Genomic DNA, 26,609 nt, shown 5'->3' on the forward strand with positions numbered 1-26,609 from the left:
ATCAGGCAGTACGGCCCGGCGCGACGATGACATCGACCCCGGCGCTGGACAGCTCCTCCTCGAGGGCAGGGATCCGCGCCGGGTGCACCGCCGCAGTGAGATCCCGCAGCACCCGCACCGGTGCACCGGACTCTGCCGCGCCGTGTGCCGTGGCACGTACGCAGAAGTCGTACGCCAATCCCACCACGTCGATCCGCTCCCATTCCGCCTCGGCAATCAGCGGAGCCACGTGCTCCCCCGTCGCGACGACCATCCCCTCGAGCACGCTGTACGACGGGATCCCCTGCCCCTTCCGCACGATCTCGAGCCGCTCCCCCAGCTCGGCAGCGAGCGCCGCGACCTCCGGATGCAGCGCCGCACCCTCGGTGTCCGCGACGCAGTGCACTGGCCAGGTCTCGGAGAAATCCGGCTCTGCGGGCGGCACCGCGAAGTGCCCGCCATTGTCCGTGTCCCCGCGATGCCAGTCCTGGCTGACGAGGATGCGGTCATACCCGGCACCATGGACCCGCACCTGCTCGGCGATCTTCCGTGCGACCTCGACACCCCCGTCGACGCCGAGCGCACCGCCCTCGCAGAAGTCGTTCTGGACATCGACGATGATCAGCATGCGCGACGACATGGCACTCCTCGCTCCGGTGACAGGGGGTCCGCCCAGCGTACGCAGTGCCCCGTTGAACCCCATCTCCTCGGAGCCTGGCACAATCGCTCGCATGTCAGCGTCGCTTCCCCACCCGATCGCGCCCCGCACCTACCCCCGGCTGCTCTCGCCGCTGGATCTGGGTCCGTTCGAGGTGCGCAACCGCATCGTGATGGGCTCGATGCACGTCGGCCTCGAGGACCGCCCGGGCGACGTCAAGAAGCTCGCCGCCTATCTCTGCGAGCGCGCCCGAGGTGGTGCCGGGCTGATCGTGACCGGCGGCTTCTCCCCCGACCGCACCGGTCGGCTCACCCCGCGCGGAGCCCAGGCCGACACGCGCACCCTGCGCGGCCACCGCGTGATCACCCGCGAGGTCCATGAGGCCGACGGTCGGATCATCCTGCAGCTGCTGCACGCGGGTCGCTACGCCTTCCATCCCCTCGCCGCGTCCTCTGCCTCCGGGAAGTCGCCGCTGTCCCCGTTCCGGTCCCGGCGCCTGACCCGGCGCGGGGTGGGCCGCACCGTGGAGCATTTCGCCGAGGCTGCACGGCGGGCGGTCGAAGCGGGCTACGACGGCGTCGAGATCATGGGCTCCGAGGGGTATCTCCTGAACCAGTTCCTGGCACCGGTCACCAACCGGCGGCGGGACCGCTGGGGCCGCGGCGCCGAGGGTCGACGTGCCCTGCCGCTCGCCGTGGCCGCCGCCGTGCGCGAGGCGATCGGGGACGCGTCCCTGCTCAGCTACCGCCTCTCCCTGTTGGACCTGGTGCCGGGCGGCCAGACCTGGGACGAGACGACCGCGCTCGCCCAGGGCCTCGTCGAGCGCGGGGTGGATGTGCTGTCCTCCGGGATCGGCTGGCACGAGGCGCGGGTGCCCACGATCGTCACCTCGGTGCCGCGAGCGGCGTTCGCCGAGAACACCGCCGCGCTGCGGGAACTGGTGGACGTGCCGGTGATCGCCTCGAACCGGATCCACGCCCCCGCCGTCGCCGAGCAGGTCCTCGCCGACGGCCAGGCGGACCTGGTCTCGATGGCACGGCCGTTGCTGGCGGACCCGCAGCTGCCGAACAAGCTCGCCGACGGCCGGGCGAACCAGGTCGTCGCCTGCATCTCCTGCAACCAGGCCTGCCTGGACAAGGTGTTCGACGGCAAGCGGGCCAGCTGCCTGGTGAATCCACGGGCCGGGTACGAGACCGAGCTGGTGCTGAAGCCCGTGATCGAGCGCCGCGCCCGCAAGGTCGCCGTGGTCGGCGCGGGGCCCGCCGGGCTCGAGGCCGCTCTCGCCGCCGCCGAGCGCGGCCACATCGTGACCCTGTTCGAGGCGACTGCCGAGATCGGCGGGCAGCTGCGCCTGGCCGCCCGCATCCCCGGCAAGGAGGACTACGCCCAGGCGCTGCAGTCCTGGCGGATGCGACTGGCCGCGGCCGGCGTCGGGATCCGGCTGGAGACCCGGCCGACGGGTTCCGAGCTGCTCGGCTTCCACGACGTCATCGTCGCCACCGGGGTCACACCGCGGGAGATCGACCTGCCGGCGACGGGCGGGCCGCAGGTGATCAGCTACGCCGATCTGCTCGAGGGCCGAGCCGAGGCCGGGGACCGGGTCGCGATCATCGGCGCGGGCGGCATCGGGGTCGACGTCGCCGAGTTCCTCAGCGCCCCACGGCCCTCGCCCACGCTCGATGTGGCCGCCTGGAAGCAGCACTGGGGCGTGGTCGAGGCCGACGCAGAGCATCGCGGCGGCGTCACCACCCGACCCGTCGAGGAGCCGCGGCGCGAGGTCCACCTGCTGCAGCGCAAGGAGACCCGGATCGGGGCCGGACTCGGCCGCACCACCGGCTGGGTGCACCGCGCGGAGCTGCGCCACGCCGGCGTGATCCAGCACCGCGGCGTCACCTACCGCCACGTCGATGAGCAGGGCCTGCACATCCTCGAGGGGGAGGAGGCCCGGGTGCTCGAAGTCGACACCGTAGTGGTCTGCGCCGGGCAGGTCAGCGTCAACTCCCTGGCCGACGAGATCGCCGCCGCGCGCAAGGGTCGGGCGCCCCGCGTGCACGTGATCGGCGGGGCCGACGTCGCCGCGGAGCTCGACGCCGAGCGCGCGATCCGTCAGGCTGTCGAGGTCGCCGCTGGGCTCTAGCTAGGCGCCCTCGAGCACCTCACGGGCGATCGGCCCGGCGGTGACGGAGCCGTAGCTGCCGTCCTCGACGAACGCTGCGACGACGAGGTCGCCCTGGGCGACGACCACCCAGGAGTGCAGCTTCAGCTCGCCCTCCGCGTTGGTCCACTCCGCGGTGCCGGTCTTGCCGATCACCGGCTCGCCGGGCAGGTCCGCGAAGTCGCGGAGGCTGCCGTCGGTGACCACACCGCGCAGCATCTCCTGCATCTGCGCGGTCTCCTCGGCCGTCAACGGATGCGGCACGTCAGTGGTCACCGGATCGACGTCGGCGAGGATCCGCGGGGCCACCGTGGCGCCGTTCTGGACGCTCCCGAGCACCACCGCCATGGACAGCGGCGAGGTGAGCACCCGGCCCTGGCCCATCATCGCGGCGGCATGCTCGGTGCCCGTGTCCTCCGGATCCACGGATCCCATGAACGCCTCCAGGCCCTCCGGCGCCTCCTGCCCGATCCCCAGAGTGGTGGCGGCGTCGGCGAGCGCAGGCTGGTCCACCGTGTCGTGCTGCAGCAGCAGGGCCGTGTTACAGGAATGCGCGATGACGCTGCGCAGCGGCATCGTGCCGAACAGGGACGGGTTCATCGAGTCGGCGTTCTTGAAGCTCGCGCCGTCGATGGTCGCCGTCTCAGGGCACTCCAGCTCGCTGTCCGGGGTCAGGCCCGCCCGCAGCAGCGAGAGGGCGGTGACTGCCTTGAAGGTGGACCCGGGGGCGTACTGGCCGACGAGACCCACCGGATAGGACTGGCCGGTGGGCCCGAGGGCGGAGGCCAGGACGTCGCCGGTGGAGGGTTGCAGCACGATCACCGCGGCGGGCGACCCAGCATCGGCGATCGCCGCGGTGGCCCGGCGCTGCAGGTCGGTGTCGAGAGTCGTGGGGACGGCCACACCGTCGAGCGGATCGACCCGGTGCAGAGAGCGCTGCTCACCGCCGTCGTCGGCCACCGCGACCACCTCGGAGCCGTCGGTGCCGACGAGCGCGTCGTGCCGGGCGGCGACCACGCCGCCGCTCGCGACCAGATCCCCGGCGACGAGCTCGCCCTCGGACTTCTCGATGTCCTCGGCGCTCGCCTCCCGCAAGGAGCCGAGCACCCCGGGGGCGACGTCGCGCTCGACGGCGAGGGGTCGGTTCTGCTCGAGCGCGCGGAAGCCGGTGATCTGCGCGGCGTCCTCCAGCGAGTACTCCCCCTCGGCCTCGACGCGGATCGTGAGGGCGGGGACGAAGGCCTCGGGGCCGTTGTCGGCGACTGCCTGGGCGTAGCGGTCGGGGTCGGTGCCCAGCAGCCCGGCGAGATCGCGGGCCGCGCCCTCCTGCTCGTCCTCCTCGAGCTGGGTCTTGTCCAGGCCCAGCACCTTCACCGGGAGCTCCCCGTACAGCATGTCGCCGTCACGATCGGTGACGGTGCCGAGCTTCGCCTGCACCGTCACGAGGTCCAGATGCTCCTGCCCGCCCAGGCCCGGGGCATACACCTCGGGGCGGAGCTCCGCCGCCCAGCCGTCCTCGCCGCGGCGCAGGGTCGCCTCGGTGGTGTATTCCCAGGTGCCGGCGTCGTCCGGGAGGGTCCAGGTCCAGGCGAGAGTCGCAGTGCGCGCCCCGTCCTCCGCCGTCCCGGCGTCGACGAGCTCGACCTGCGGGGCGGCACCGCTCGCCTCGATGAGCGGGCCGAGGATGCGCTGATGCTCGGGGGCATCGGCCCGGGCGAGTGCGGCGGCGAGCGCCTCCGCCTCCTCCTCGCCCCCGCCGAGCCGGTCGCGCCAGAGCAGACCGGCCACCACGAGGGCGGCGATCGCGAGCACGGCGATCACGATGAGCAGGGGGGCTCGGCGGGTCGAAGAGGAGGCCATGGGCCCATGCTCCCACCTACACTCGTGCGCATGCCCCGAGTGCTCCACACCGCCCAAGCGCTCGTCGACGTCATCCTGGAGATCGACGAGCTGCCCCCACGCGGCGGCAACGCCAATGCCCGCAGCGAGCGCTGGTACGCCGGAGGCGCGGTGACCACGCTGATCGCCGCCGCCCGCACCGGCGCGGTCGCGGTGCACGGCGGAGCCCACGGCACCGGCCCGCACGGCGACCTGATCCGCGAGTCGCTCGCACGAGACGGCGTGACCCTCTCGGACGCGATCCGTCCCGAGGCGGATACCGGCTACTGCACGGTGCTGCTCGAACCGTCGGCCGAACGCACCTTCCTCACCGTGTACGGGGCAGAGCGGCAGATCACCGCTGAGTCCCTGGCGACGCTGGACCCGCAGGCCGGAGACCTGGTGTGCGTCTCGGGATACAGCCTGTTCGAGCCGACCCGCGATCCGCTGCTCGAGTTCCTCGACGCCCTGCCTGACGGGGTGGATGTGGTGCTCGACCCGGGCGACCCCTTCGCGAGCTTCCCCCGTGAGATCCAGCGGCGGATGCTGGCGCGCACCACGGTGTGGACCTCGAATGCCGACGAGGCGCGGGCGCTCACCGATCTCGACGACCTCGAGGACACCCCGGAGGCGATCCGTCGACGTCTCGCCCCCGGTGCGGTGGTGGTGGTGCGGGACGGTGATCGCGGCTGCCTGGTGTTCCACCACGGCCGGGGCACCCAGATCCCCGCCTTCCCGCAGAAGGCGGTGGACACCAATGGTGCGGGCGACACCCATACCGGGGTGATGCTGGCCGAGCGGGCGCTCGGCGCCGACTGGGAGTCCGCGACGACCCGGGCCAACGCCGCCGCCGCGATCGCGGTGACCCGCCACGGCACGGAGAGCTGCCCCACCCGGGCCGAGGTCGATGCGTTCCTCTCCTGAGCGCTAAGTCCCTGCTTCTGATCAGGGTCCGGATCTAGGATGGAGGCGCACATCACCCTCTGATCCGAGTCAGGAGACCATGGCCGACCCGACCTTCCACGATTTCACGGCGCTCACCATCGACGGCGAGCTCCGGGCGATGAGTGAGTACCGCGGGCGCCTGGTCCTCGTCGTCAACACGGCCACGCTGTGCGCCTTCACGCCGCAGCTGACCGGTCTGCAGGAGCTGCATGACCGCTTCTCCGCGCACGGCTTCACCGTGCTCGGCTTCCCCTCGGACCAGTTCCATCAGGAGCCCGGGGCCGATGACGAGATCCAGGAGATCTGCACCTCGAGCTACGAGGTCACCTTCCCGCTGTTCTCGAAGATCGATGTCAACGGCCCGTCCGCTCATCCTCTGTGGCAGTGGATGTGCACGCAGAAGGCCGGGGTGATCGGCGGGCGCATCGCCTGGAACTTCACCAAGTTCCTCATAGACGGCGAGGGGAAGGTGCTGCGCCGCTACGCTCCGCCGGTGCCGCCCTCGCGCATCGCCCGGCGCATCGAGGCCGAACTGGGCCAGCGCCCATGAAGGGTTGGTAGCGTGGGTCACAACCCACCACCTACCTGAAAGGTGCCCTCATGGAAGGCGTCATCCTCTTCCTCGTCCTCGGCTTCGGCTTCCTGATCTTCCTCGTGATCGTGGGGGCGCTGCTGTTCGGCGGTCTGCGCACCTCGCTGATGTTCACGGTGCATACGCAGGAAGCCGTCATCGTCGAGCGCTTCGGCAAGTTCAAGCGCGTCGCGCACGCCGGCCTGAACTTCAAGACCCCCTTCATCGACAACATCACCAAGCCGGTCTCGCTGCGCGTGCAGCAGCTCGAGGTGAACATCGAGTCCAAGACCAAGGACAACGTGTTCGTCAACGTGCCGGTCGCGGTCCAGTACCAGATCGAGAAGGACCAGGTCGTCGCGGCGTACTACGAGCTGTCGAACCCCGAGGCGCAGATCCGCTCGTACGTCTTCGACACGGTGCGCTCGGCGCTGTCCGGTCTCGAGCTGGATCAGGCCTTCGAGTCCAAGGACGACATCGCCAGCAGCGTAGAGCGGACCCTCGCGACCTCGATGCAGAAGTTCGGCTTCAACATCATCAACACCCTGGTCCAGGACATCTCCCCGGACCAGCGGGTGCGCGACTCGATGAACTCCATCAACGCCGCCCAGCGCGACCGGGTCGCCGCCCAGTCCCTCGCCGAGGCGGACAAGATCAAGCGCGTCACCCAGGCTGAGGCCGAAGCCGAGTCCAAGCGCCTCCAGGGTGAGGGCGTCGCCGCCCAGCGCAAGGCGATCGCCCTCGGCATCGCCGAGCAGTACGAGATGCTCCGCAAGGTCGGCATCGAGAACTCCGCCGAGCAGCTGCTGCTGATGACGCAGTACTTCGACACCATGCAGGACGTGGCGCGCAACGCCCGCTCCAACGTGCTCTACCTGCCCTCGAACCCGGGCGCCGTGGGCACCATGGGCGACGAGATCCGCACCGCGATGCTGCAGTCGCAGGCAGCGGCCGCGGCCAGCCAGGACGCCGATGTCGCCGACGCCGACTCCCGCAAGCGCATTTCCGCCGAGCAGCTCCGGGAGCAGGAGCAGCAGCGGGCCGAGCGAGCCCGGGCGCAGGCCGAGCAGCGTGCCCGTGAGGCGAGGCAGCAGGCCCAGCAGGCCCAGCAGGCTCAGCCGCCTCGGCAGGCCCCGAACGGCTACCCCGGTGGGAGCGTCCCGCCGTGGACGCACCCGGGCAGCGCGAACCAGGGCTGACCGATCGCTCTCTGGAGGGGGTCGCCGCGCTGGACGGGCGCGAGGGTTCGCACAGCTCTGAGCTGCAGCGTCCCGTCCGCCGCGGGACCTATGGCCCGACACGTGATTGAAAGTTCATGTAGATTCGAGAGCATCAACGTCGACGCATGAAGGAGCGATTCACGATGAAGGCATGGCAGTTCACCGGTACCGGAAAGCCTCTTGAGCTGAACGAGGTCGAGGAGCCCACGGCGGGCCCCGGAGAGGTCGTCGTGGACGTCAAGGCCACGGGCGTGTGCCACTCCGACGTGGCCGCGCTCGATGACGAGGGCTGGATGGCGCTGTTCCAGCAGGGCCTCCCCCGCACCATGGGCCACGAATCCGCCGGCGTCATCAGCCAGGTGGGCGAGGGCATGGAGCAGTGGAAGGTCGGCGACCGGGTGGGCCTGGCGCCGATGATGTCCGACGGCACCGCGCTCGGCTACGGCCCCTGGGACGGCGGCTTCGGTCCGAAGCTCCGAGCGACCGAGGACAACCTCGTGAGGCTCCCCGACGCCGTCTCCTTCGACCTAGGAGCGATGGCCACCGATGCGGGCCTGACCGCGTACCACGCGATCATGACCCTCGGCGGCGCGACGCCCGGCATGAAGGTCGGTGTGATCGGCCTGGGCGGGCTCGGGTACATCGGTGCCCGCGTCGCCGCACTCGCCGGGGCCGAGGTGTACGGCGCCGAGATCAACCCCGAGACCCGCGAGCTCGCCGACGAGATCGGCCTGGCCGGGGTCGCCGAGTCGATCACCGAGTTCTCGGACCTGGGCCTCGAGCTGGTCGTGGACTATGCCGGCTTCGGCACCACCACCGCGCAGGGCCTCGAGGCACTCGCCAAGTTCGGCACCTTCGTGCAGGTGGGCATGGGGAAGCTCGAAGCACCCCTGAACACCTATGAGCTGATCACCAAGCAGCTCACGATCAAGGGCTCGAACTCCGGCACCAAGGAAGATCTCGAGGGACTCTACGAGCTGATGGCCTCCGGGGAGCTGAACCCGCCGATCAACCACATCACCCACGCGGAGATCCCCGCGGCGATCGACAAGCTCCGCGCAGGCGGCGTGATCGGGCGATACGTGGCGAGCTACGAGGGCTGATCTCCTCCGAAAGTCGTATCGGGCCCACCCCACGGGAGCTTCCTGCGGGGTCGGCCTCTGCGATGAGCTGGGGGCATGAACGATTCTGCCGCCTCCCCTGCGGGTACCGCCGACTACTCCGCCGAGAAGCGGCTGGCCCGCACCGCCGCCGTGACCCTGGGCTGGTGGGCGCACGGCAGCGTGCGTCTGCTGCTCGCGGCGGCGATGCTCTACTACGGCTACGCGAAGCTCGTGCTCGGTCAGTTCGGGGTCGCCGATATGGGCGATGCGCTGATCACCCAGGGTGAGATGAGCCCGATGGGGATGCTGTGGAGGCTGGTCGCCTTCTCCCCGCTGTTCCAGTTCCTGGGGGGCCTGGCCGAATGGGGCGCCGCGATCGCTCTGCTGTGGCGGCGCTCGGTGCCGCTGGGAGCGGCGATCTCCGCCGGATCGATGGCGCTGGTGCTGGTGCTGAACCTCGGCTACGACGTCCCCGTCAAACAGATCGCCCTCGCGCTGCTGGTGATGGCGCTGCTCGTGCTGATCCCCTGGATGCCGCGACTGGCCAAGGCGTTCCTGGGCCACGGGGAGATCGGGAAGGGCCCGCTGCCCACGCTGGTGCCGTGGCGCCCCGCCGCCCGGATCACGAACATCGCCGGCCCGATCGCCGCGCTCGCGCTGGTGGTCGTGCTGGGCTGGGGTGTCAGCGCGATGTATCCCGAGCGGAGCGTCGACGAGTCCTCACCGGCCGGGGTGTGGACCGTGCAGGAGGATGCCGCCGAACCCGCCGCGCAGCTGCACGAGGACACACGATGGAACGCACTCGCCTTCGGCGAGGTGGAGTACGACGGCCGCTCCGCGGTGCAGCTCCGCCAGGCGAACGGTGAGCTGCTGACCGGCAGCTACCAGCGCACCGGGCCGGACACCGTCGAGCTGTCGCTCGGTCCGCTGCGCGAGCAGGGCACACCGCTGCAGGAGCATTCCGCGATCGAGCCCGTCGCGCTCACGCTGACGCTCGAGGAGCAGGCCGACGGCACGCTGCGCGTGAGCGGCGAGGGGCAGGACCTGGTGCTCGCTCCGGACGACTCCGCGATGGTGCTCTATGAGCGCGGGTTCAGCTGGGGCGTGCGCGCGGACGATCCGTTCAACCGCTGACAGCCGCTGACGGACTCGGGGTTGCGGTTCCCTTCGCGTATCCGCACGCGTAGTGTCGTGGTCCGAGCGCTGTTCACTGCGGCGCGCCGATGAAGAGGGCAGCTGTGTTCGAGACCGATGCGCTCGATGTTCCGCAGCGAGCGCTGACCGGCGACCTGCCCGCCGAGTCCCGCGTCGCCGGCCTCCTCCTCGAGGCCCATGAGCGCTACGCGGGCGAGCAGGCCGGGGTCGTCGCGGACTACATCCCCGCCCTCGCGGAGGCGGATCCCGCACTGTTCGGCCTCTCGCTCACCGAGGTCGACGGCACCGTGCACCGCGTCGGGGATTCGGAGGTCCCCTTCTCGATCCAGTCGATCTCGAAGGCCTTCGTGCTCGCGCTGGTGTGCGAGGAGATCGGCCACGAGGAGGTGCATCGGATCGTCGGCGTCAACAACACCGGCCTCCCCTTCAGCTCGGTGATCGCCCTCGAGCTCAACCACGGCAGCCCGATGAACCCCATGGTCAATGCCGGAGCTATCGCCACCACTGCACTGATGCCCGGGGACAGCGCCGAGGAGAAGTGGGAGGCGGTGCGGGAGGGGCTCAGCCGCTTCGCCGGGCGTCGGCTCGAGCTGGATGAGCGCGTGCTCGCGTCTGAATCCGCGTCGAACCACCGCAATCAGGGAATCGCGGATCTGCTGACCTCCTACGGACGGCTCCTGGGGGACCCGGCCGAGATCGTCGACGTCTACACGCGGCAGTGCTCGCTGCTGGTCACGGCCGATGACCTCGCGGTGATGGGCGCGACCCTCGCTGACGGCGGCGTCAATCCCGTCACCGGGCAGCGCGTGGTCTCGGCGGAGGTCTGCCGGGACACCCTGTCGGTGCTCGCCGCCTGCGGCATGTACGAGACCTCCGGGGAATGGCTGTTCGAGATCGGGCTGCCCGCGAAGTCCGGAGTCTCCGGCGGCATCGTCGCGATCGCCCCCGGCAAGGGCGCGCTCGGCACCTTCTCCCCGCCCCTGGATGCCGCGGGCAACAGCGTCCGCGGGCAGCGAGCCTGCGCCTTCCTCTCCCGGGCTCTCGGTCTGAACCTCTTCGCCTCGCTCCCACACCCGGTCAAGGGCGCCGCGACTCGCGAGTGACACCGCCGCCCGGACGTCGGCACCCTCCCTTAAGGTGGGAGCGCGGTCGCCACCGGAGCCCGCCACCTGCGACGGAGGAGCATCTGCATGCGGATCGAGTTCGGCTGGTCCCTCGACGGCGCCTCCTGGGCCGACGCCGCCTCCGGCGGGATGACCGGGCAGGTGAGGATCGGGCCGCGCGGGCTGCTCGGGCTTCTGCAGACCAGGCTCGGGCTGACCCGGCCCGCCGTCGATCAGGCGGTGCGGATCGCGCAGTACCTGCGGCTCATCGAGCAATGTATCGAGTCGCCCACCGACAAGGCGCAGTTCTGGCCTGCTCGCTCCTTCGCCCTGGACCCGTGGAGCACCGCCCGGCAGCTGCTGCGCTGGCGCGACGCCGCGGTGGAGGCCGGCTGGAGTCCGGATCCGAAGGGCACCATCCTGCCGCCGCGGCTCGCGGCACTGGCCACGATCGAGCGCCGTGCGGTGGTGGGGATGGTCGGCACGACCGACGCCGCGGGGAATCCCGCCACGCTCGCCCCGGGCGCGGCCGACGACCTCGCCGAGATGGTGGCCGAGCTCGAGCTCGGGGCCGTCGGCTGGCCGCTGGGGATCCAGCAGCTGGTGGCGCAGGAGGACCCGGCAGCCCTGCCCGGCCTGTGGCCGCGGCTGCTCGAGCTGCTGGGCAGGGCCGGGGTCGAGGTCACCCGGGCGGAAGCCCGAGCGGGTGGGCGGCCCGAGGTGGTCGTGGTCCAGTGCCGCGATGAGTGGACCGCGGCGGATGTCGCCGCCCGCTACCTCTCCGCCGGGCCGCGGGAGGGGCTGCACCTGCTGGCCACCACGGACACCGCCGTGCTCGACGCCGCCCTGCACCGCCGGGGCCTGCCCGCCGTCGGCGCCGTGGAGAGCTCGACCGACCGTGCCTCTCACCAGGTGCTGGGGTTGTACCTCGACGTCGCGATCGCCCCGGTGGACGTCCATCAGCTCGCCGCGCTGCTGGATCTGCGGGTACTGCCCGCGCTCGAGCCCGAGGGAGATCCGATCGGACTGGTGCCGGCCCCGGTGCGCCGGGCCCTGCTGCGCGCACTGGCGAGCGAGCCCGGAGTGGGCGGTCCGGCCTGGCGGGCGGCCCTCGCCCGGCTCGAGGAGCGCGAGGATGCGGCGAAGGTGATGGTCTCCGCCCGCGAGATCGACCGCCTGGTGAGCGACCCGCTCCCGGCCGAGGCCCTGCGCCCCGAAGCGCTGTCCACCCGCCTGGGCTGGCTCGCGGACAGGCTGCGTGCCGTTGGCCACCGCGACAGCGATCTGCGGGCGAGCCTCACCCAGGTGCAGACGCTGCGCCAGGTGCTCGGGATGCTCGACCCCTCCACCACGCTCAGCCGCCGCACCCTGCAGCAGGTCATCGATGCCTGCGGTGGCGGAGGCGGTTCGAGCCTCGCCCGCCGCGAGGTCGCGGAATGGACCGTGACCACCCGCCCCGCCCAGCTGCCCGCCACCGGCGGCACCGTGCTGTGGTGGGGACCGGAGGCGGACGAGGTCACGCCGCCGGTGGTCTGGGATCAGGGGGAGGCCGCCGCGCTGACCGCTGCCGGGGCTCATCTGCTCGCGCCCGAGGCCCTCGCCGCCCTGCGGGTCGAGGCCGGGTCCGCGGGAATGGCCGGGGCGGGCACTGTGGTCGCGGTGCTGCCGGGGCGGCGGCTCGAGGAGGCCGGGCGGCCCAGCAGCCTGCTCGCGCGCCTCGAGACCGACGCCGGGCGCACCGAGGGTGACCGGCTCACCCCGGAGTCGCTAGTCAGCGGGGACCGCTGGTCGCTTACGGGCCGCAGCCTCGAGGTGCAGGTCCCCGCCGAGGAGCATCCCTCCCCCGACACCTCCGCAGAGCGCTCGGCCGGGGACCTCACCCACCTGCTGCCTAGCCGCGTCTCCTACAGCCAGCTCGACACGCTCATCGCCTGCCCGCACCGCTGGGTGCTCGAGTATGCGCTGAAGATCCGCCCGGCCTCCGTCGCGGCCCTGCCCACCGGCCCACGGATGATCGGCACCCTGGTCCATGCGGTGGTGGAGACCCTCGTCCAGGAGCGTGGCCGCTCGCTGACGCCCCCGTCGGGTGAGCGCATCGAGGAGGTGTTCGACCAGCTCGTCCCGCAGCTCGCCTCCGAGCTGGACCTGCCCGGGCGCTCCGCCGAGCGCGCCGAGATCCGCGGCCGGGCCCGCCGTTCCCTCGCCGAGCTGTTCGGGCGCACCGCCGCCGCGGGGCTGCAGATCACCGGTACCGAGACCCGCTTCGAGCTGCCGCTCGAGCTGCCGCTGAAGACCGGGCCGCATCCGGTGGTGATCGCCGGCTCGCGGGACGTCGACGCCCTCGACGCCGTCGGGAACCCCCTGATCCTGGATCTCAAATGGACCAGCAGCCTGCGGCGCTACGCCGATCTGTACGACAGCGGTGACGCGATCCAGCTCGCCACCTACGCCTGGTCTCTCGCCCAGGAGGGCGTGGGTGCTGGGGAGTCGGCGGAGGTCGGCTACTTCCTGCTGCGCAGCGGGGAGTTCGTCGCCGCGGACCGGGCCCTGGATCCGCACCGTCGTGCTCCGATGGATGTCGGTGACGCCTGGGAGCGGATGCTCGCGAGCGCCTCCGAGGCGCTCGACGAGATCGCCACGGGGCAGGTGCGGCTCGGCTGTCGGAGCCTGCTCGACGGAGCAGGCCTGGACACCGACGCCCCCTATGCCAAGCGCCGCACTGCGATCGGGAAGGCCCGTGAGGCGGCCCGAGGGCGCGGGCGGGTGCTGGTCGAGGACCACTGCGGCATCGGAGACTACGCCCAGCTGTGCGGGCTGATCGGAGACGGACGATGAGCTTCACCCTGATCAACGCCTCGGCGGGTTCCGGCAAGACCCACCGGCTCACCCACGAGATCGCGGGCCGCATCCGGGATGGCCTGCATCCCTCCCAGCTGATCGCGACCACCTTCACCCGCAAGGCCGCTTCCGAGCTGGTCGACCGCGTGCACCGCACCCTGCTGGAGCAGCACCGCTTCGATGACGCCCAGGGCATCGGCAGCGCGCTGATCGGCACCGTCAACTCGGTGGCGGGTCGCCTGGTGCGCGAGTTCGCCCTGGATCTCGGGATCTCGCCCGACGTGCAGGAGCTCGACGACGTGCGCCAGAGGGCCGCGTTCTCCGCCGCGATCGACGAGGCCGCGGCCGAGGCCGGCTCCCTCGCGAGCGATCTGCTGGCCCGGACCGAGCACGACGGTGAGGAGGACCCGGCCTTCACCTTTGGCAGCTCGCCGTCCTGGCGGGCTCATGTGCGCACCCTCGCGGAGAAGGCCCGCACCAACGGCATCGACGCCCAGCAGCTGCGCGGTGCGGCAGACGCCGCCTGGCAGGAGTACCGCGAGGCAGCCGGGTTCCAGGGGCAAAGGCTCGAGGAGGGCGCCGACCGTCGCGCCGCCTGGCTCAGCGGCCTGGACACCGCGATCCGCGGGCTGAAGGACGATCTCGCCGCCTCGGAGGATCCCGCGCCCGGTGCCGGGAAGCCACCGATCGCCAAGGGGTCGCTGAACTCGGTGCGCAAGGGGATCGACGCCCTGGAGTCACTGCGCCGCACCCTGGAGCGCCGCGACCGGGCGCCCTGGTCGCAGTGGGCGAAGCTCGCCGCAGTCACCGCGTCCAAAGCCGTCGGCGGCGAGAAGGGGTACGTCTACGGCAAGGACACCGACACCGCTCTGGCGGGCCTCGCGCTGCAGATCGAGGCCGAGCTGCCCTCGAATCCGCAGCTGCTGGCCGACGTCCGCTCGCTGATCACCCTGGTCATGTCCACCGCCGCGACCTCTCTGGACGCCTACGCGCGGTACAAGGACGAGCTGGGGCTGATGGACTTCGTCGACCAGGAGGTCCTCGCGCTGGAGGTGCTGCGCCGCAGCGAGCGGGCCCGGACCGCCGTCCGTTCCCGGTTCCGGCTGCTCGCGGTCGACGAGTTCCAGGACACCTCCCCCATCCAGCTCGCCCTGTTCCTGGCGCTCGGTGAGCTCGTCGAGGACCTGATCTGGGTGGGCGACCCCAAGCAGGCGATCTACAGCTTCCGCGATGCGGACCCGGACCTCATGCTCGGCGTGCTCAGGGAGATCCGCGCCGGCTCCTCCACGCTCGGCGAGGGCACGGTCGATGATCTCAAGCACTCCTGGCGCTCCCAGGATCCGGTGCTCGAGCTGGTCAACCAGGTGTTCCCCCAGATCTTCCCGAAGCTCCCGCGGGAGCAGGTGGTGCTCACCGCGGCGCCCGCCGCCGCGCAGACGCGAGCCCGGCGCGGTCACCCGGAGGGAAGGCTCGAGGCCTGGACCCCGCAGTACAGCGGTCGGCCCTCGCAGGCCAAGCACGCCCGCGGAGTGGCCGACGGGGTGCTCGCGCTGCTGGGCGATGACGGGGTGGGGCCCGAGGATGTGGCCGTGCTGGTGCGCTCGAACGCCCAGGCCGCGGAGGTGGTCGGGGCGCTCACCGCCCGCGGCATCCCCGCCTCCGGCGAGGGTGTGCCATTCCTCGTCTCCCGGGAGGGTCGGATCCTGCGCGCCGCGCTCGCGGTCACCCTCGACGGCAGCGACACCCTGGCCCTCACCGAGCTGGTGGATCTGCTGACCGGGCATCCGGCGCACGGCCGCTGGTTCTCCGCGCTCACGGAGGCGAAGGGTGACGCGGCCCGTCAGGAGGTGTTCCGCTCCTGGTGGCAGGCCGATGTGCTCGCCGGGCTGCGGAACCTGCGCGAGGAGTGCATCTCCCTCACCCCCGTCGAGATGATCACCGCGCTGGCCGACGCCCTCGACCTGCCCGAGCTGATCCGCTCCTGGTCCACCCCGGACCAGCGGCTGCGCACCCTGGACGCGGTGCGCAAGGTCGCGAAGGAGTACGCGGATCAGGCGCGCTCGGTCTCCGCTCCGATCACGCTGACCGGGCTGCGCGCGGCGCTCGACGACACCGCCCGCGGCCCCGATCTGGCCGGCACCCCGGGCACCGTCTGGGTGGGCACGATCCACGGCGCGAAGGGCCTGGAGTGGCCCCGAGTGGTGGTGATGCAGCAGGACGCCAAGGAACACGCCGCCACCAGCGGGGTGTTCGTGGTCCCGGCGGAGGAGCTGGACGTGATGCAGCCTCTGGCCGGCCGCTCCCTGCGCTACTGGCCGAAGGTGCTCCCCCGCTTCGCACCCCTGCAGGAGCGGCTCGCCGGTTCCGCGCATGCGCTGCGCAGCGCCGCGACGGATCGGGACGAGGCCGGGCGGCTGCAGTACGTGGCGCTCACCCGGGCGCGGGACGTCACCGTGCTCAGCGGCCATGGCTCCGCCCCAGTGCTGGACGCGCTGCTGCCGGAGGCGCGAGAGGAGCCGCTGCTCAGCTGGGAGGTGGGCGCCGAGGAGCTCCGGGTAGGGCCGGTGACGCTGCCCGCCGTGATCCGGGGGACGGCGACGGAGACGGACGAGGACTCGCCCTCCTATCATTCGGGGCGCAGCCCGCTGGCGGCGACCGATCTGACGCCGCAGCGGCAGGCCGCTGCCGGGGGTGCGGCGGCACGCTTCCAGGCCTCGGGCGTCGACTCCCGCGAGGACCTCGGGGACGTGCGTGAGCCGATGCGGATCGGTCCGCGGCTGGTCCCGGCAGGCGGTCAGGGCTGGGAGCGGGTGGGAGAGGCCGTGCACGGCTACCTCGCCCTGCCCCTGCGCTCCCTCGACGCGGAGCAGCGCGAGCGGGCCGCGCGGCGCCTCGTGCAGCGGTGGACCGTCGAGCGGGCGCTCGGGACCGAGGCGCTGATCGGCGCGGGGCAGGCCTGGCTGGACCACCTCGATGCCGCCTTCCCCGGCGCGGAGGAGCTGACCGAGCAGCCGATCAGCTGGTGGAACGAGGAGGACCAGGTGATGGAGGGCTGGGTCGACGCCCTGCTGCGACTGCCCACCGGGGAGATCGTGCTGGTGGATCATAAGTCGTATCCAGGCGGGGACCCGGTGGGGCACGTGCGGAGGGAGTATCTGGGGCAGATGGCGACCTACGCCCGGGCGCTGGCGGCGGCGGGACGGGCGCCGGATCGGATCCTGATGCACCTGCCGTTGCTCGGCGAGATCGTCGAGATCGAGCTGGCTGCACATGCCCGCTGAGCTGAGCGCCGAACAGGCGGTCGACGCCGCGCGGGTGCTCCTGGACGAGGCGCTGCGGTCCGGGGCGCGACGGGTGCTGGGCATCGCGGGAGCGCCCGGGTCGGGGAAGTCCTCGCTCACGGCGCTGCTGGCCGAGCAGCTGCCGGTGGGGTCCTGCGCAGTGGTGCCGATGGATGGCTTCCATCTGGCGGATGTGGCGCTCACGCGGCTCGGTCGGAGCGGGCGGAAGGGCGCGCCGGACACCTTCGACGCCGCGGGCTACGTGGCGCTGCTACAGCGGCTGCGGACGGCGATGCCGCAGGATCCGCCCGTGTGGGCTCCGATGTTCCAGCGGGACCTCGAGCAGCCGCTGGCCGGGGCGATCGAGGTTGCTGCCGACGTGCCGCTGGTGATCACCGAGGGGAACTATCTGCTGTGCGAGGACGGGCCGTGGGCACAGGTGCGCGGGATGCTGGACGCCCGCTGGTTCGTCGAGGCACCCGAGGAGCTGCGGCACCAGTGGCTGATCGAGCGCCATGAGCGCTTCGGAAAGTCACCGGCGGCTGCGCGGGAATGGGCGCTCGGGCCCGATGAGGACAACGCCCGCCTGATCGCGGGAACCCGCGACCGGGCGGACGTCGTGGTGCAGCTGAGCTGAGACCCGGTCAGCCGCGCATGACCGCGCGAGCGAAGCCCGCACTGCGCTCCTGCAGGCCGGCGATGCGCTGCTCGCGATGGTAGGCCAGCACAGCCGGGTCCTCCGTGCGCAGCTCGAAGGTCGCCGGTGCCCGGCGCACATTGCGGGAGCAGCGGAAGTCGGCGCAGATCGCGGTGCCGATCGTGTTGCCGCGACGCCCCGAGGCGCCGGCCAGGGGCGCCACGAAGGAGGCCGCACGGACGCCGTCGACGACGTCCTCGCACCAGGCGCAGAGCATCTTGCGGCTCGGCGGCCGGCCGGTGCCACGCAGCATCAGGCTGACGGGCTCGCCCTCGACCTCGAGCACCACGTAGTGCAGCTGCGGCTTGCGGGCGTCCTGCCAGCCGAGATAGTCGATGGACTCCCAGCGCACGGCGGAGAGGTCGGGCAGCTCGGCCCGGGTGGCGTCGCCCTTGGTGGCGTTGACGAAGCTGGAGCGGATCTGGGAATCGGACAGGGTGATCATGGGGTCCTCAAGGAAAGCGCACGGGAGCACCCCGGTGGCGGGGTCCCGGCGCGGGAGATGACGGTCAGCGGTGACTGGCGTGCGAGCACGCCGGCTCACGCCGAGCAGGCCTCGTGGGCCGCCCCGCTTCCTGCAGGCGTGGTGCGCATGCCGTCTCTCTTCCTGTCCTGGACGCGGCCACGGTACGCCTCTGCTCCAGGTGTGGCAACGGAACAGAGGCGCAGCGCTCAGCCACCGAGCACGCTCAGCTCAGGCGATGATCTGGTTGAGCTGCTCGAGCTCCTCGGTGCTGAGCTCGAGGTTCATGGCGCGTGCGGAGTCGGTGATCGACTCCGGGCGGCTGGCTCCCGGGATCGGGATCACGTGCTCGCCGAGGGACAGCTCCCAGGCGAGGACGACCTGCTGCGGGCTGGCCCCGTGCGCCTCGGCGATGCCCTGGATCTGCGGGAACCGCTCGCCCACCGCGCCGGCGCCGCCGCCGGTGCCGCCCAGCGGCGACCAGGGGACGAAGGCGATGCCGTGCTCGCCGCAGTGGCGCAGCTCGTTCCGGCTGGTGTGGAAGAACGTCGGCGAGAACTCGTTCTGCACCGCGGCGAGCCCTCCCTCGCCGAGCACGTCGCGGGCCACGTCGATCTCCTCGACGTTCGCATTGGAGATGCCGATCTCCCGGATCAGACCCTCCTGCTGGAAGGCGGCGAGCACCTCGACGCCGTCCGCGTAGCGGATGCTGCGGTCGGGGCGGTGCCAGTAGTACAGGTCGATCGTGTCCGTGCCGAGCTTCGCCAGCGACTTCTCGAGCGCCGAGCGGAGATAGGCGGCAGAGCCGTCGCGACCCCCACCCTCCGCGGAGCGGGTGATGCCGCCCTTGGTGGCGACGACGATGTTCGAGCGATCGCCCTGCCAGCTGCGCAGCGCCTCGCCGACGAGCTTCTCGTTGTGCCCCATGGTGTCCCAGGTGGGGGCGTAGATGTCAGCGGTGTCGAGCAGGGTCACGCCGGCGTCGAGGGCGGCGTGGAGGGTGGCCATGGCACGGTCGTGTGGGGCGGGCTCACCGCGGCCCATTGACAGCGGCATGGCACCGAGGCCCAGGGCGGAGACGGTCAAGGAGCCGAGGCGGCGGGTGGGGGTGGTCATGCGGTAAGCGTAGTCCCAGATCCACGCGGCGCCGCGTTCAGAGCTTCAGGATCCCGGCCGTCGTGCGCCGGAAGAGCCCGTCGGCCATGTAGAAGTCGCCGAGGTCGGCCTCGAAGTCGACGTGCAGCCACTGCACCGGGGTGGAGCGGCATTCCTCGATCGCGTGCAGGACCAGGGAGCGCCCGATCCCGGTGCCCTGGTGGTCGGGGTGGACCACCACGTCGAGCAGGAAGGCATGACGGCCCCCGTCGGTGATCACATTGCAGAAGCCGATCAGGGTCTCGCCGCGCCGTGCCGTGATCCAGCCCAGCGAGTAGCGCTCGAGCCGCTCGCTCCACGGCTGGACTCCGCCCTCGAGGTCGAAGGCTGCGGAATGCAGCGCCGAGAGCTCCTGGTCATCGATCGCCTCGCGCCAGGCGCAGCGGAGCGGATCTGTGGGTTCCATGGCACTCAGTGTGCAGGGTGCGACCCCGCCCCGTCAGGGGTTCTGCAGAATCCCTGACCCACCCGAGCCAGCTCGAGAGCTTGCGGCGTGCGCTCCACCCTACTGACGGCGTGCGAGCAGGGCGATGCTGAAGAAGACCGCCGCCTGACCCTCGTGGGCCCGGTAGCGGTAGGCGCCGCCGGTGGCGATCCGGCCGGAGCCGCCGGCCTCGACGACCTGGACGTCGTCTCCGGTGTCGATCTCGAGCGCTCCCTCGATGACATGGTGCATCAGGCCGGGGAGCGGGATGCCTGCGCCGCCCTCGTAGATGTCCTCCCCCAGCAGCTTCCATTTCCAGGTCTCGACCGAGAGCGCCTCGGTGTCCACGGCGTCCAGCAGCACCGCCCAGCTGCCCGTGTCGGTGGACCAGACCTCGACCCCCTCCGGGGCATCGTCCGCCCCCACTCCCATCAGGGCGGCGAAGGTGGTGCCGAGCCCGGCGGCGATGCGGTCCAGGGTCGCGACCGAGGGGTTCGCCTGGCCGAGCTCGATCTGGGTGAGCATGCGGCGGCTGACCTCGCTGAGCTCGGCGAGGGCGCCGACACTGAGGTCCTGCTGCTGGCGTGCGGCACGGATCCGGTCGCCGAGCTGCGCGACGACTGCAGGGCGCATCCCACCGCTCATCCGGTCCTCCTCATGGTGCTGGAGGTCCGATCCTAGCGAGGGTGACGGGAACTATATTGCACATCAGGGGTGTTGCGCATTATGTTGCGCAGAGGGGTCATCTCCCCTGCTCCCCTGCGTATCGACGCCTCGAAGGAGGTCCCCCATGGCTGGACGCACTGCCGTCGCCCCCGTGCAGCGCACCCCGGTGCGTCGGCCGGACGGAGCGCTGCTGCGCTGGTTCGTCTCCTATGGATCCTTCGCGGTGCCGCAGGCGGCGGCGCCGATCGCGTTCTCGTTGATCGCGCTGCCGCTGACCGGTGATGCCGCGAGCGGTGCGGCGATGATGCTCGCGATGACGATCGCGCAGGTGCTCGGCGCGGTGCCGATCACGCGCCTGGGCCGACGCTTCTCCCCGATCCCCTTCCTGCGGGTGCTGATCGGGCTGCGCACCCTCGCACTGATCGGGATCGCGGTGCTCGCGGGGCTCCATGCCCCCTTCGCGCTGGTGGTGGCAGGGGCGGCGCTCGCGGGCCTGGTCAACGGCGCCGCCTATGGGAATCTGCGTGCGGTGCTGAACCACCTGGTGCCCGCGGGGCGGCTTCCGCGCGCGCTCGGCGTCGCGGCCACGCTCAACGAGGTCACCTTCGTGGCCTCCCCGGTGCTCGCCGCAGTGCTGGGCAGCTATTCACCCCAGGCTGCGGCCTGGGCGATGGTGGTGCTGGGGATGGGGCCGATGGTGCTGCTGCCGCGGATCGCCACTGCCACGGCACCCGGTCCCGAGCACCGGAGGACCCGGCTGCGCCTGTCCCCGATGATCGTGCTGTGGCTGGTGTGCGGCGGGGCGAGTGCCGCCGCAATCGCCGCGATCGAGATCGGTGCGGTCTCGATGGCGGTCTCCTTCGGCCTGCCTGCGGCCTGGGGCGTGCTGTTCCCGGTTGCGATCTGCGCGTCCTCGATCGTCGGCGGGATCTGGGTGAGCGTGCACAACCGGATGCCGCGGCGCCGCACCGTGCTCGCCTGGCTCGCGGTCACCGCGCTCGGCGTGGCCGCCGTCGGCTTCGGGAACTCGGTGGCCGCCACGGTGATCGGCGCACTGCTGGTCGGCGCGGTGCTCGCTCCGCTGGCGACCTACTACTCCCTGGTGCTGGACCAGCTGGTCGCGCCCGAGCATCGCGCAGAGGTGTTCGCGCAGCTGCGCACCGCGAATGCGCTGGGCATCATCACCTCCAGCGCGCTGCTCTCGCTGGTCACCCTGCAGGTGACCTTCACCGTGGTGATGGCGCTGATGACGGCGGTGATGGTGGTGGCCGGGCTGGTGTTCACCACGGGCTGGGTGAGGGCCCGCCGGCGGCGCCTCGCTCGGGAGGCAGCTGAAAGCCGGGCACACGACGCGGCAGATTCCCCGCCCGCGCTTCGCTGAGCACGGCGAGCCACCTCCAGGATCGCCTTCTACAGTGAAGCCATGGCACAAGTCCTCATCTACGGCCTGCGCTCCTCTCTCGACGGCCGACGCGCAGCGATCTCCGACGCGGTCCACGGCGCCGTCATGCAGGCGCTCGACTACCCGGCCGAGAAGCGGTTCCACCGCTTCATCGCCCTCGACCCCGCAGACTTCGTCTACCCCGAGGACCGCGGCGAGGACTACACCATTCTCGAGATCTCGCTGTTCGAAGGTCGCTCCGAGGCCGCAAAACGCGTGCTGATCCAGGAGCTGTTCTCCCACTTGGAAGAGGCGGTGGGCATCGATCCCCACAGCGTCGAGATCACGCTGACCGAGACTCCGAAGGTCAACTGGGGCATCCGCGGGGTCAACGCTGCGGACCTCGCACTGGAATACCGCGTCGAGGTCTGAGAACCCTGGATTCAGCGCAGCCCGTGCCCGACCGGGTAGGCCTCCCCCGTGCCGTCGGCCGTGGGGATCGGGACCGGGAGCGTTCCGCGCAGGCTGACATCCCCGGCGAGCGCTCCGGCGACGGCCTCGAGGTTGCAGTCGGAGTTCCCATAGGCGGCCAGCGATGCGGCGACCTCGCCGATGTGGACCACGTCGTAAGGGTTGCGCAGCGAGACGTGGACCACCGGCGTGCCGGTCTCCGCGAGCGCCGTGACCACCGCCACCTGGGAGGCGGGGGTCGTGAAGCCGGAGGCCGAGGTGAACACCAGGGCCACGTCGACGTCGGCCGCCGCGGCGGAGGCCTGCTCCGGGGTCGCACCGGCCAGCGGGACCGCCTGCAGTCCGTGCGCCTCGAGCGCCTGGGTGGCGACCTCGATCTTCTCCGCGGTGCCGGCGCCGGTGATCAGCACTGAGGTGCCCTTGGCGAGCGGGATCGCGTCGGCATCATCGGCGATGAGGGTGATGGCGTCGTCGGCGATCTTCTGGGCGGTGCGCACCGAGCGCGGGGTCCCGATCGCGTCGGCCGCGGTCGCGGGGTCCACGTGCACCTGGTCGAACAGGCCGCGGCGCAGCTTCTGGGCCAGGATGCGGCGCACCGACTCATCCAGGCGCTCCTCGGTGATCTCACCGTTGGCGACCGCATCGCGCACACCGCCGATGGCGACCACGAGATCCGGCGGCATGAGCATCTGGTCGGCGCCGGCGAGGATCGCCTCGACCGGGACCCGGTCATCACCGAACAGGGTGCGCACACCCTCCATCGCGAGCGAATCGGTCACGATCACGCCCTCGTAGCCGAGCTCCTCCCGCAGCAGACCGGTGAGGATCGGGTGCGAGAGGGTGGCGGGCACCCCGGAGTCATCCAGCACCGGGACCACGATGTGCGCGGTCATGATGGCGTCCACGCCCTCCTCGATCGCCGCGACGAAGGGCGGCAGATCCAGGGTGTCGAGCTCCTCGCGGGTGTGGTCGATGACCGGCAGCCCGAGGTGGGAGTCGGTGGCGGTGTCGCCGTGGCCGGGGAAGTGCTTCGCGGCGGCCGAGCAGTTCGCCCCCTGGAGGCCCTTGATCTGGGCGGCGGCGAGACGGGCGACCGCGCTGGGGTCCGCGCCGAGGGAGCGGACGCCGATCACCGGGTTCTGTGCCTCGATGTTGACGTCGACCACCGGGGAGAAGGCCTGGTGGAGGCCCGCGGCACGCATCTCCGCACCGACGATGTCCCCGGCCTTGCGGGCGTGGGCGCGGGAGCCGGTGGCGCCGAGCGCCATCTGCCCGGGCAGCGGTGTCGCGGGGGCGGGCAGTCGGTAGACCACCCCGCGCTCCTCATCAGCGCTGATGATCAGCGGGATCCCGCCGGAGTCGAGGGCGGCGTCCTGGGCGTCGTTCGAGAGGGTCGCGATCTGTTCGATGTCCTGGAGGTTCTCGCTCCAGACGAAGTAGATCAGCCCGCCCACGTGGTGGGTGCGGACGATCTCCGCGATGGTGTCCACGCCCGTGGAGCTCGTATTGGAGGGATGCGGCGCATCGGCGGTAGGTCCATAGCCGACGGCCACGAACAGCTGGCCGATCTTCTGCTCGAGGGTCATGTCGGCGAGGAGCTCGTCGATCTGGGCGGCGTCGCGGCCGCCCCCAGGTGAGGCGTGGGCGGTGGCGGGCAGCGCGACGGCGGCGCCTGCCCCGGTAAGGGCGGCCGCGGTGAAGGCGCGGCGGCTGAGAGGGGAATGGGGAGAGGTCATGGTCTGCTCCTGCTCAGTAGCGACGGTAGCGCTGGGTGGTGGCGTCGAAGCGGCGGGATTCGCGGCGCCAGGCGGCGACGATCGATTCCGGGCTGTCCCCAGCCTCGAGCATCGCGCGGGTGCGCTTGGTGCCGGAGAGCTTGTCGATCCAGCAGACGTCCTCCTCGGTGCGGCAGTCCTCTCCCTCGCGCCAGTCGACCTCGTCGACATTGCGCAGCAGGGCGGCGAGCACATGGATGCCGGTGCGCACCGGCTCGTACGCCGAGGCGTCGGTGACGTGCAGCTGCAGACCACCGCAGAACTCGCCGGCGTGCTTGGAGGAGGCGGGCGTGGTGAACATCGGCCGGTACAGCACGCCCGGGAGCTCCGCGCTCTGCAGGTCGGTGATGATGGCGTCGATCTGCGCCTCCCCGATGAACGGGGCGCCGAACCAGAGGAACGGGGTGGTGGTGCCGCGGCCCTCGGAGATGTTCAGCGATTCGATGAGGCCCGTGCCGGCGTATACCACGGCGGTGTCCGGGGTGGGGATGTTCGGGGAGGGCAGCACCCAGGGCAGATCCGCGGCGGCGGGATCCTCCGGGTCGTAGCCGCTCATCTCGATCACCTCGAGGCTGGTGGCACCGCTGAGGAACTCGCCGTTGAACAGCATGGCGAGCTCGCCCACGGTGAGGCCGTGGGTCTGCGGGATCTCGCGCAGCCCCACGAAGCTCGACAGCTCCGGCTCGAGCACGAAGCCCTCGATGTCGGTGCCCAGCGGGTTCGGGCGGTCCAGCACGAGGAACCGCTTGTCGTTCTCGCCCGCGGCTTCCATGGCGTAGTAGAGGGTCCAGATGTAGGTGTAGAAGCGAGTGCCGATGTCCTGGATGTCGAAGATCAGCACGTCGACGTCGGCGAGCATCTCCGGAGTGGGCTTCTGCGTCGCGCCGTACAGCGAGCGCACGGGAAGTCCGGTCTTCTCATCGATGTAGTCGCCGACGGAGCCGCCGGCCGGCTCCGCTCCGCGCACCCCGTGCTCGGGGCCGAACAGCGCGGCCATCGTGAAGCCGCCGCCTTCCTGCGCTGCGACCAGCAGGTCGATCGTGGAGCGCAGCTCGCGGTCGGTGCCGGTGGGATTGGTGATCAGGCCGACGCGCGCTCCGCGCAGGGTCTCGAGCGTCTCGGGATCCAGCAGGTTCTCGATGCCGAGCCGGAAGTCGCCCTTTCCCTCGCCTCTCCCTTTGCCCTTGCCCTTGCCTCGCTCGGCGGGGGCGGCGTGGGCGGTGCCGGCGGCGGCCAGGACCGCCCCAGCGGGGAGCGCTCCGAAGGTGGCGAGGACACGGCGTCGTGCGGGTCGCGCCGTGTCGTCGGCCGCCGGTGCTGGCTGTCCGGATGCTGGCTCTCTGGGTGCTGCCTGGTTCACGAGGGACCTCCGTCATCGTTGTCGGATCGTGCGCGCGCGGGAGCTGCGGTCCGCAGAAGGGCGCACGAGCATGCACGCTAGCAACCCTGTGTGCTGGGTCACCACCGGTTGCAACATCACCCCATGTGGGACCGCGTGGCGTTCCGGCTACCGTGAGGTCGGAGCGGCGGTGGACGCCGTGGGAGGCGACGAAGGAGACCTGATGCCCGACAGCAGCAGCCAGCAGAGTGGCCAGGTGCTCGTGATCGGCTCAGCCACGGTGGATCTGACCACCTTCTCCACGCGACTGCCGGGGCCCGGCGAAACCCTGCTCGGCGACTCGTTCTCGCTGGTGATGGGCGGGAAGGGCGCGAACCAGGCCGTGGCCGCCGCCCGCGCCGGGGCCGCGACCCGCTTCGTGGGCTGCGTGGGCGAGGACATGTTCGCGCCGGTGGTGCGGGAGGGCCTGGCCGCCGCGGGGGTGAACCTCGCGCACATGCGCGAGGTGCCGGGACAGACGGGTATCGCGCACATCCGGGTGGATGGCGCCGGCGAGAACGACATCGTGATGGTGCCGCTCGCGAACGATGCGCTGGGCTCGGCCCAGATCGATGCGGCGCTCGAGGAGGCCGCACCCGCCGGCGGAGTGCTGCTCACCCAGCTGGAGATCCCCGCGGCCGCGACCATGCACGCGATCCGAGGTGCACGGTCCCGCGGGTTCACCGTGGTGCTGGATCCCGCCCCGGCGCGCGAGCTGGACGAGCAGATCTGGCCGCTGATCGATGTGGTCACCCCGAACGAGACTGAGGCGACGCTGCTCACCGGGATCGCGGTGGAGAGCCGGGAGGATGCGGTGCGCGCCGGGCAGTGGTTCCTGGACCGCGGCGTGGGCGCCGCACTGATCACGTTGGCGGGCGCGGGCAGCGTGCTGGTCACGCCGGGAGAGCGGCACGACCTCGCACCCCACCCGGTCACGGTGGTGGACACCACCGCGGCCGGGGATGCCTTCGCGGGCTATCTCGCAGCAGGGCTCGCGGCCGGGCACGGGCTGGTCGCGGCCATCGAGCGGGCCGGGGCGGCCGGAGCGCTCGCGGTGACCCGGCGCGGAGCTTCCCCCAGCATCCCGGGGCTCGAGGAGGTCCGCGAGCTGCTGGCCGAAGGGACGAGGACATGAGCAGGACCGGCTTCTATTAGGGGCCGGGAACTGGGAGTGGTGCAGCGACCAACGGACGACCGGACAGGCGTGGTCGCTCACCGGAGTCGTGCCAGGTGCTGCGTGGCGGCTCCTACCTATGCCACGACTCGTACTGCACCCCGTACCGGGTCGCGACCCGCTCCTCGACCGCCGCTAG

General features: G+C 71.5%; 21 protein-coding genes. 13 read left to right on the plus strand and 8 right to left on the minus strand.

Annotated elements, in window-relative coordinates:
• Position 1 precedes the first annotated feature (1 nt).
• Positions 2-619 (minus strand): isochorismatase family protein, encoded by a 618-nt coding sequence (locus ACT3T9_RS08405; RefSeq protein ID WP_444606303.1) that lies wholly within the window; start codon positions 617-619, stop codon positions 2-4.
• Between the two features lie 91 nt (positions 620-710).
• Here ACT3T9_RS08405 and ACT3T9_RS08410 point away from each other — a divergent pair, with 91 nt between their 5' ends.
• Positions 711-2,774, plus strand: a complete 2,064-nt coding sequence (locus tag ACT3T9_RS08410; protein ID WP_444606304.1) for an oxidoreductase — start codon at positions 711-713, stop codon at positions 2,772-2,774.
• Here ACT3T9_RS08410 and ACT3T9_RS08415 read toward each other — a convergent pair whose 3' ends face one another.
• Positions 2,775-4,652 (minus strand): penicillin-binding transpeptidase domain-containing protein, encoded by a 1,878-nt coding sequence (locus tag ACT3T9_RS08415; protein ID WP_444606305.1) that lies wholly within the window; start codon positions 4,650-4,652, stop codon positions 2,775-2,777.
• Between the two features lie 30 nt (positions 4,653-4,682).
• On the opposite strand from ACT3T9_RS08415, the gene ACT3T9_RS08420 reads away from it, so the two are divergent.
• The 9 genes from ACT3T9_RS08420 to ACT3T9_RS08460 all read left to right on the plus strand — a co-directional run bounded on the left by ACT3T9_RS08420 (position 4,683) and on the right by ACT3T9_RS08460 (position 17,523).
• On the plus strand, positions 4,683-5,594 hold the full coding sequence (locus ACT3T9_RS08420) for a PfkB family carbohydrate kinase (RefSeq protein WP_441443816.1): 912 nt from the start codon (positions 4,683-4,685) through the stop codon (positions 5,592-5,594).
• A gap of 79 nt (positions 5,595-5,673) precedes the next feature.
• Positions 5,674-6,165, plus strand: a complete 492-nt coding sequence (locus ACT3T9_RS08425) for a glutathione peroxidase (protein WP_441443815.1) — start codon at positions 5,674-5,676, stop codon at positions 6,163-6,165.
• Positions 6,166-6,215: 50 nt separating this feature from the next.
• A complete protein-coding gene (locus ACT3T9_RS08430; RefSeq protein WP_441443814.1) occupies positions 6,216-7,385 on the plus strand; it encodes an SPFH domain-containing protein in 1,170 nt (389 codons plus the stop codon).
• Positions 7,386-7,531: 146 nt separating this feature from the next.
• A complete protein-coding gene (locus tag ACT3T9_RS08435) occupies positions 7,532-8,509 on the plus strand; it encodes a zinc-binding dehydrogenase (protein WP_441443813.1) in 978 nt (325 codons plus the stop codon).
• A 75-nt stretch (positions 8,510-8,584) separates the two neighbouring features.
• Entirely contained in the window at positions 8,585-9,643 is a 1,059-nt protein-coding gene (locus ACT3T9_RS08440; RefSeq protein ID WP_444606306.1) for a hypothetical protein, read from the plus strand.
• 104 nt (positions 9,644-9,747) lie between these two features.
• The gene (glsA, locus tag ACT3T9_RS08445) at positions 9,748-10,767 is read left to right on the plus strand and encodes a glutaminase A (protein ID WP_444606307.1); all 1,020 of its coding nucleotides are present in this window, start codon (positions 9,748-9,750) and stop codon (positions 10,765-10,767) included.
• A gap of 87 nt (positions 10,768-10,854) precedes the next feature.
• Positions 10,855-13,602, plus strand: coding sequence for a PD-(D/E)XK nuclease family protein (locus tag ACT3T9_RS08450; protein WP_442332535.1), 2,748 nt, complete (start codon positions 10,855-10,857; stop codon positions 13,600-13,602).
• Complete coding sequence (locus tag ACT3T9_RS08455; RefSeq protein WP_444606308.1) at positions 13,599-16,886, plus strand: UvrD-helicase domain-containing protein; 3,288 nt, start codon at positions 13,599-13,601, stop codon at positions 16,884-16,886. The genes ACT3T9_RS08450 and ACT3T9_RS08455 overlap by 4 nt, the downstream gene beginning before the upstream one ends.
• Positions 16,876-17,523, plus strand: a complete 648-nt coding sequence (locus ACT3T9_RS08460; protein ID WP_444606309.1) for a nucleoside/nucleotide kinase family protein — start codon at positions 16,876-16,878, stop codon at positions 17,521-17,523. Before ACT3T9_RS08455 ends, ACT3T9_RS08460 begins: the two co-directional genes overlap by 11 nt.
• A gap of 7 nt (positions 17,524-17,530) precedes the next feature.
• Here ACT3T9_RS08460 and ACT3T9_RS08465 read toward each other — a convergent pair whose 3' ends face one another.
• The 4 genes from ACT3T9_RS08465 to ACT3T9_RS08480 form a co-directional block, all read right to left on the minus strand.
• Positions 17,531-18,028: an FBP domain-containing protein gene (locus ACT3T9_RS08465; RefSeq protein ID WP_441443807.1), complete on the minus strand. Its 498-nt coding sequence runs from the start codon at positions 18,026-18,028 to the stop codon at positions 17,531-17,533.
• Between the two features lie 249 nt (positions 18,029-18,277).
• A complete protein-coding gene (locus ACT3T9_RS08470) occupies positions 18,278-19,162 on the minus strand; it encodes an aldo/keto reductase (RefSeq protein ID WP_442332893.1) in 885 nt (294 codons plus the stop codon).
• Between the two features lie 37 nt (positions 19,163-19,199).
• Positions 19,200-19,607, minus strand: a complete 408-nt coding sequence (locus ACT3T9_RS08475) for a GNAT family N-acetyltransferase (protein ID WP_441443805.1) — start codon at positions 19,605-19,607, stop codon at positions 19,200-19,202.
• A gap of 99 nt (positions 19,608-19,706) precedes the next feature.
• Positions 19,707-20,270, minus strand: a complete 564-nt coding sequence (locus tag ACT3T9_RS08480) for a helix-turn-helix domain-containing protein (RefSeq protein ID WP_441443804.1) — start codon at positions 20,268-20,270, stop codon at positions 19,707-19,709.
• Positions 20,271-20,415: 145 nt separating this feature from the next.
• Between ACT3T9_RS08480 and ACT3T9_RS08485 the strand changes: the two genes are divergently transcribed.
• Together ACT3T9_RS08485 and ACT3T9_RS08490 are read left to right on the plus strand one after the other, a co-directional pair.
• The gene (locus ACT3T9_RS08485; protein ID WP_442332894.1) at positions 20,416-21,672 is read left to right on the plus strand and encodes an MFS transporter; all 1,257 of its coding nucleotides are present in this window, start codon (positions 20,416-20,418) and stop codon (positions 21,670-21,672) included.
• A gap of 42 nt (positions 21,673-21,714) precedes the next feature.
• Entirely contained in the window at positions 21,715-22,104 is a 390-nt protein-coding gene (locus ACT3T9_RS08490; RefSeq protein ID WP_441443802.1) for a tautomerase family protein, read from the plus strand.
• 11 nt (positions 22,105-22,115) lie between these two features.
• Here ACT3T9_RS08490 and ACT3T9_RS08495 read toward each other — a convergent pair whose 3' ends face one another.
• Together ACT3T9_RS08495 and ACT3T9_RS08500 are read right to left on the minus strand one after the other, a co-directional pair.
• Positions 22,116-23,879: a glycoside hydrolase family 3 protein gene (locus ACT3T9_RS08495; RefSeq protein ID WP_444606310.1), complete on the minus strand. Its 1,764-nt coding sequence runs from the start codon at positions 23,877-23,879 to the stop codon at positions 22,116-22,118.
• Positions 23,880-23,892: 13 nt separating this feature from the next.
• Positions 23,893-25,278 (minus strand): exo-beta-N-acetylmuramidase NamZ family protein, encoded by a 1,386-nt coding sequence (locus ACT3T9_RS08500; RefSeq protein WP_444502445.1) that lies wholly within the window; start codon positions 25,276-25,278, stop codon positions 23,893-23,895.
• A 202-nt stretch (positions 25,279-25,480) separates the two neighbouring features.
• Here ACT3T9_RS08500 and ACT3T9_RS08505 point away from each other — a divergent pair, with 202 nt between their 5' ends.
• Complete coding sequence (locus ACT3T9_RS08505; protein ID WP_441443799.1) at positions 25,481-26,431, plus strand: ribokinase; 951 nt, start codon at positions 25,481-25,483, stop codon at positions 26,429-26,431.
• Positions 26,432-26,609: the final 178 nt, after the last annotated feature.

The sequence above is a fragment of the Brachybacterium sp. AOP29-B2-41 genome, from assembly GCF_052378395.1.
Classification (GTDB): Bacteria; Actinomycetota; Actinomycetes; order Actinomycetales; family Dermabacteraceae; genus Brachybacterium.

What these genes read in the sequence shown, in the direction of transcription:
- ACT3T9_RS08405 (WP_444606303.1), bottom strand. Translation starts at nt 619, where the DNA reads ATGTCGTCGCGCATGCTGATCATCGTCGATGTCCAGAACGACTTCTGC.
- ACT3T9_RS08410 (WP_444606304.1), top strand. Translation starts at nt 711, where the DNA reads ATGTCAGCGTCGCTTCCCCACCCGATCGCGCCCCGCACCTACCCCCGG.
- ACT3T9_RS08415 (WP_444606305.1), bottom strand. Translation starts at nt 4,652, where the DNA reads ATGGCCTCCTCTTCGACCCGCCGAGCCCCCCTGCTCATCGTGATCGCC.
- ACT3T9_RS08420 (WP_441443816.1), top strand. Translation starts at nt 4,683, where the DNA reads ATGCCCCGAGTGCTCCACACCGCCCAAGCGCTCGTCGACGTCATCCTG.
- ACT3T9_RS08425 (WP_441443815.1), top strand. Translation starts at nt 5,674, where the DNA reads ATGGCCGACCCGACCTTCCACGATTTCACGGCGCTCACCATCGACGGC.
- ACT3T9_RS08430 (WP_441443814.1), top strand. Translation starts at nt 6,216, where the DNA reads ATGGAAGGCGTCATCCTCTTCCTCGTCCTCGGCTTCGGCTTCCTGATC.
- ACT3T9_RS08435 (WP_441443813.1), top strand. Translation starts at nt 7,532, where the DNA reads ATGAAGGAGCGATTCACGATGAAGGCATGGCAGTTCACCGGTACCGGA.
- ACT3T9_RS08440 (WP_444606306.1), top strand. Translation starts at nt 8,585, where the DNA reads ATGAACGATTCTGCCGCCTCCCCTGCGGGTACCGCCGACTACTCCGCC.
- ACT3T9_RS08450 (WP_442332535.1), top strand. Translation starts at nt 10,855, where the DNA reads ATGCGGATCGAGTTCGGCTGGTCCCTCGACGGCGCCTCCTGGGCCGAC.
- ACT3T9_RS08455 (WP_444606308.1), top strand. Translation starts at nt 13,599, where the DNA reads ATGAGCTTCACCCTGATCAACGCCTCGGCGGGTTCCGGCAAGACCCAC.
- ACT3T9_RS08460 (WP_444606309.1), top strand. Translation starts at nt 16,876, where the DNA reads ATGCCCGCTGAGCTGAGCGCCGAACAGGCGGTCGACGCCGCGCGGGTG.
- ACT3T9_RS08465 (WP_441443807.1), bottom strand. Translation starts at nt 18,028, where the DNA reads ATGATCACCCTGTCCGATTCCCAGATCCGCTCCAGCTTCGTCAACGCC.
- ACT3T9_RS08470 (WP_442332893.1), bottom strand. Translation starts at nt 19,162, where the DNA reads ATGACCACCCCCACCCGCCGCCTCGGCTCCTTGACCGTCTCCGCCCTG.
- ACT3T9_RS08475 (WP_441443805.1), bottom strand. Translation starts at nt 19,607, where the DNA reads ATGGAACCCACAGATCCGCTCCGCTGCGCCTGGCGCGAGGCGATCGAT.
- ACT3T9_RS08480 (WP_441443804.1), bottom strand. Translation starts at nt 20,270, where the DNA reads ATGAGCGGTGGGATGCGCCCTGCAGTCGTCGCGCAGCTCGGCGACCGG.
- ACT3T9_RS08485 (WP_442332894.1), top strand. Translation starts at nt 20,416, where the DNA reads ATGGCTGGACGCACTGCCGTCGCCCCCGTGCAGCGCACCCCGGTGCGT.
- ACT3T9_RS08490 (WP_441443802.1), top strand. Translation starts at nt 21,715, where the DNA reads ATGGCACAAGTCCTCATCTACGGCCTGCGCTCCTCTCTCGACGGCCGA.
- ACT3T9_RS08495 (WP_444606310.1), bottom strand. Translation starts at nt 23,879, where the DNA reads ATGACCTCTCCCCATTCCCCTCTCAGCCGCCGCGCCTTCACCGCGGCC.
- ACT3T9_RS08505 (WP_441443799.1), top strand. Translation starts at nt 25,481, where the DNA reads ATGCCCGACAGCAGCAGCCAGCAGAGTGGCCAGGTGCTCGTGATCGGC.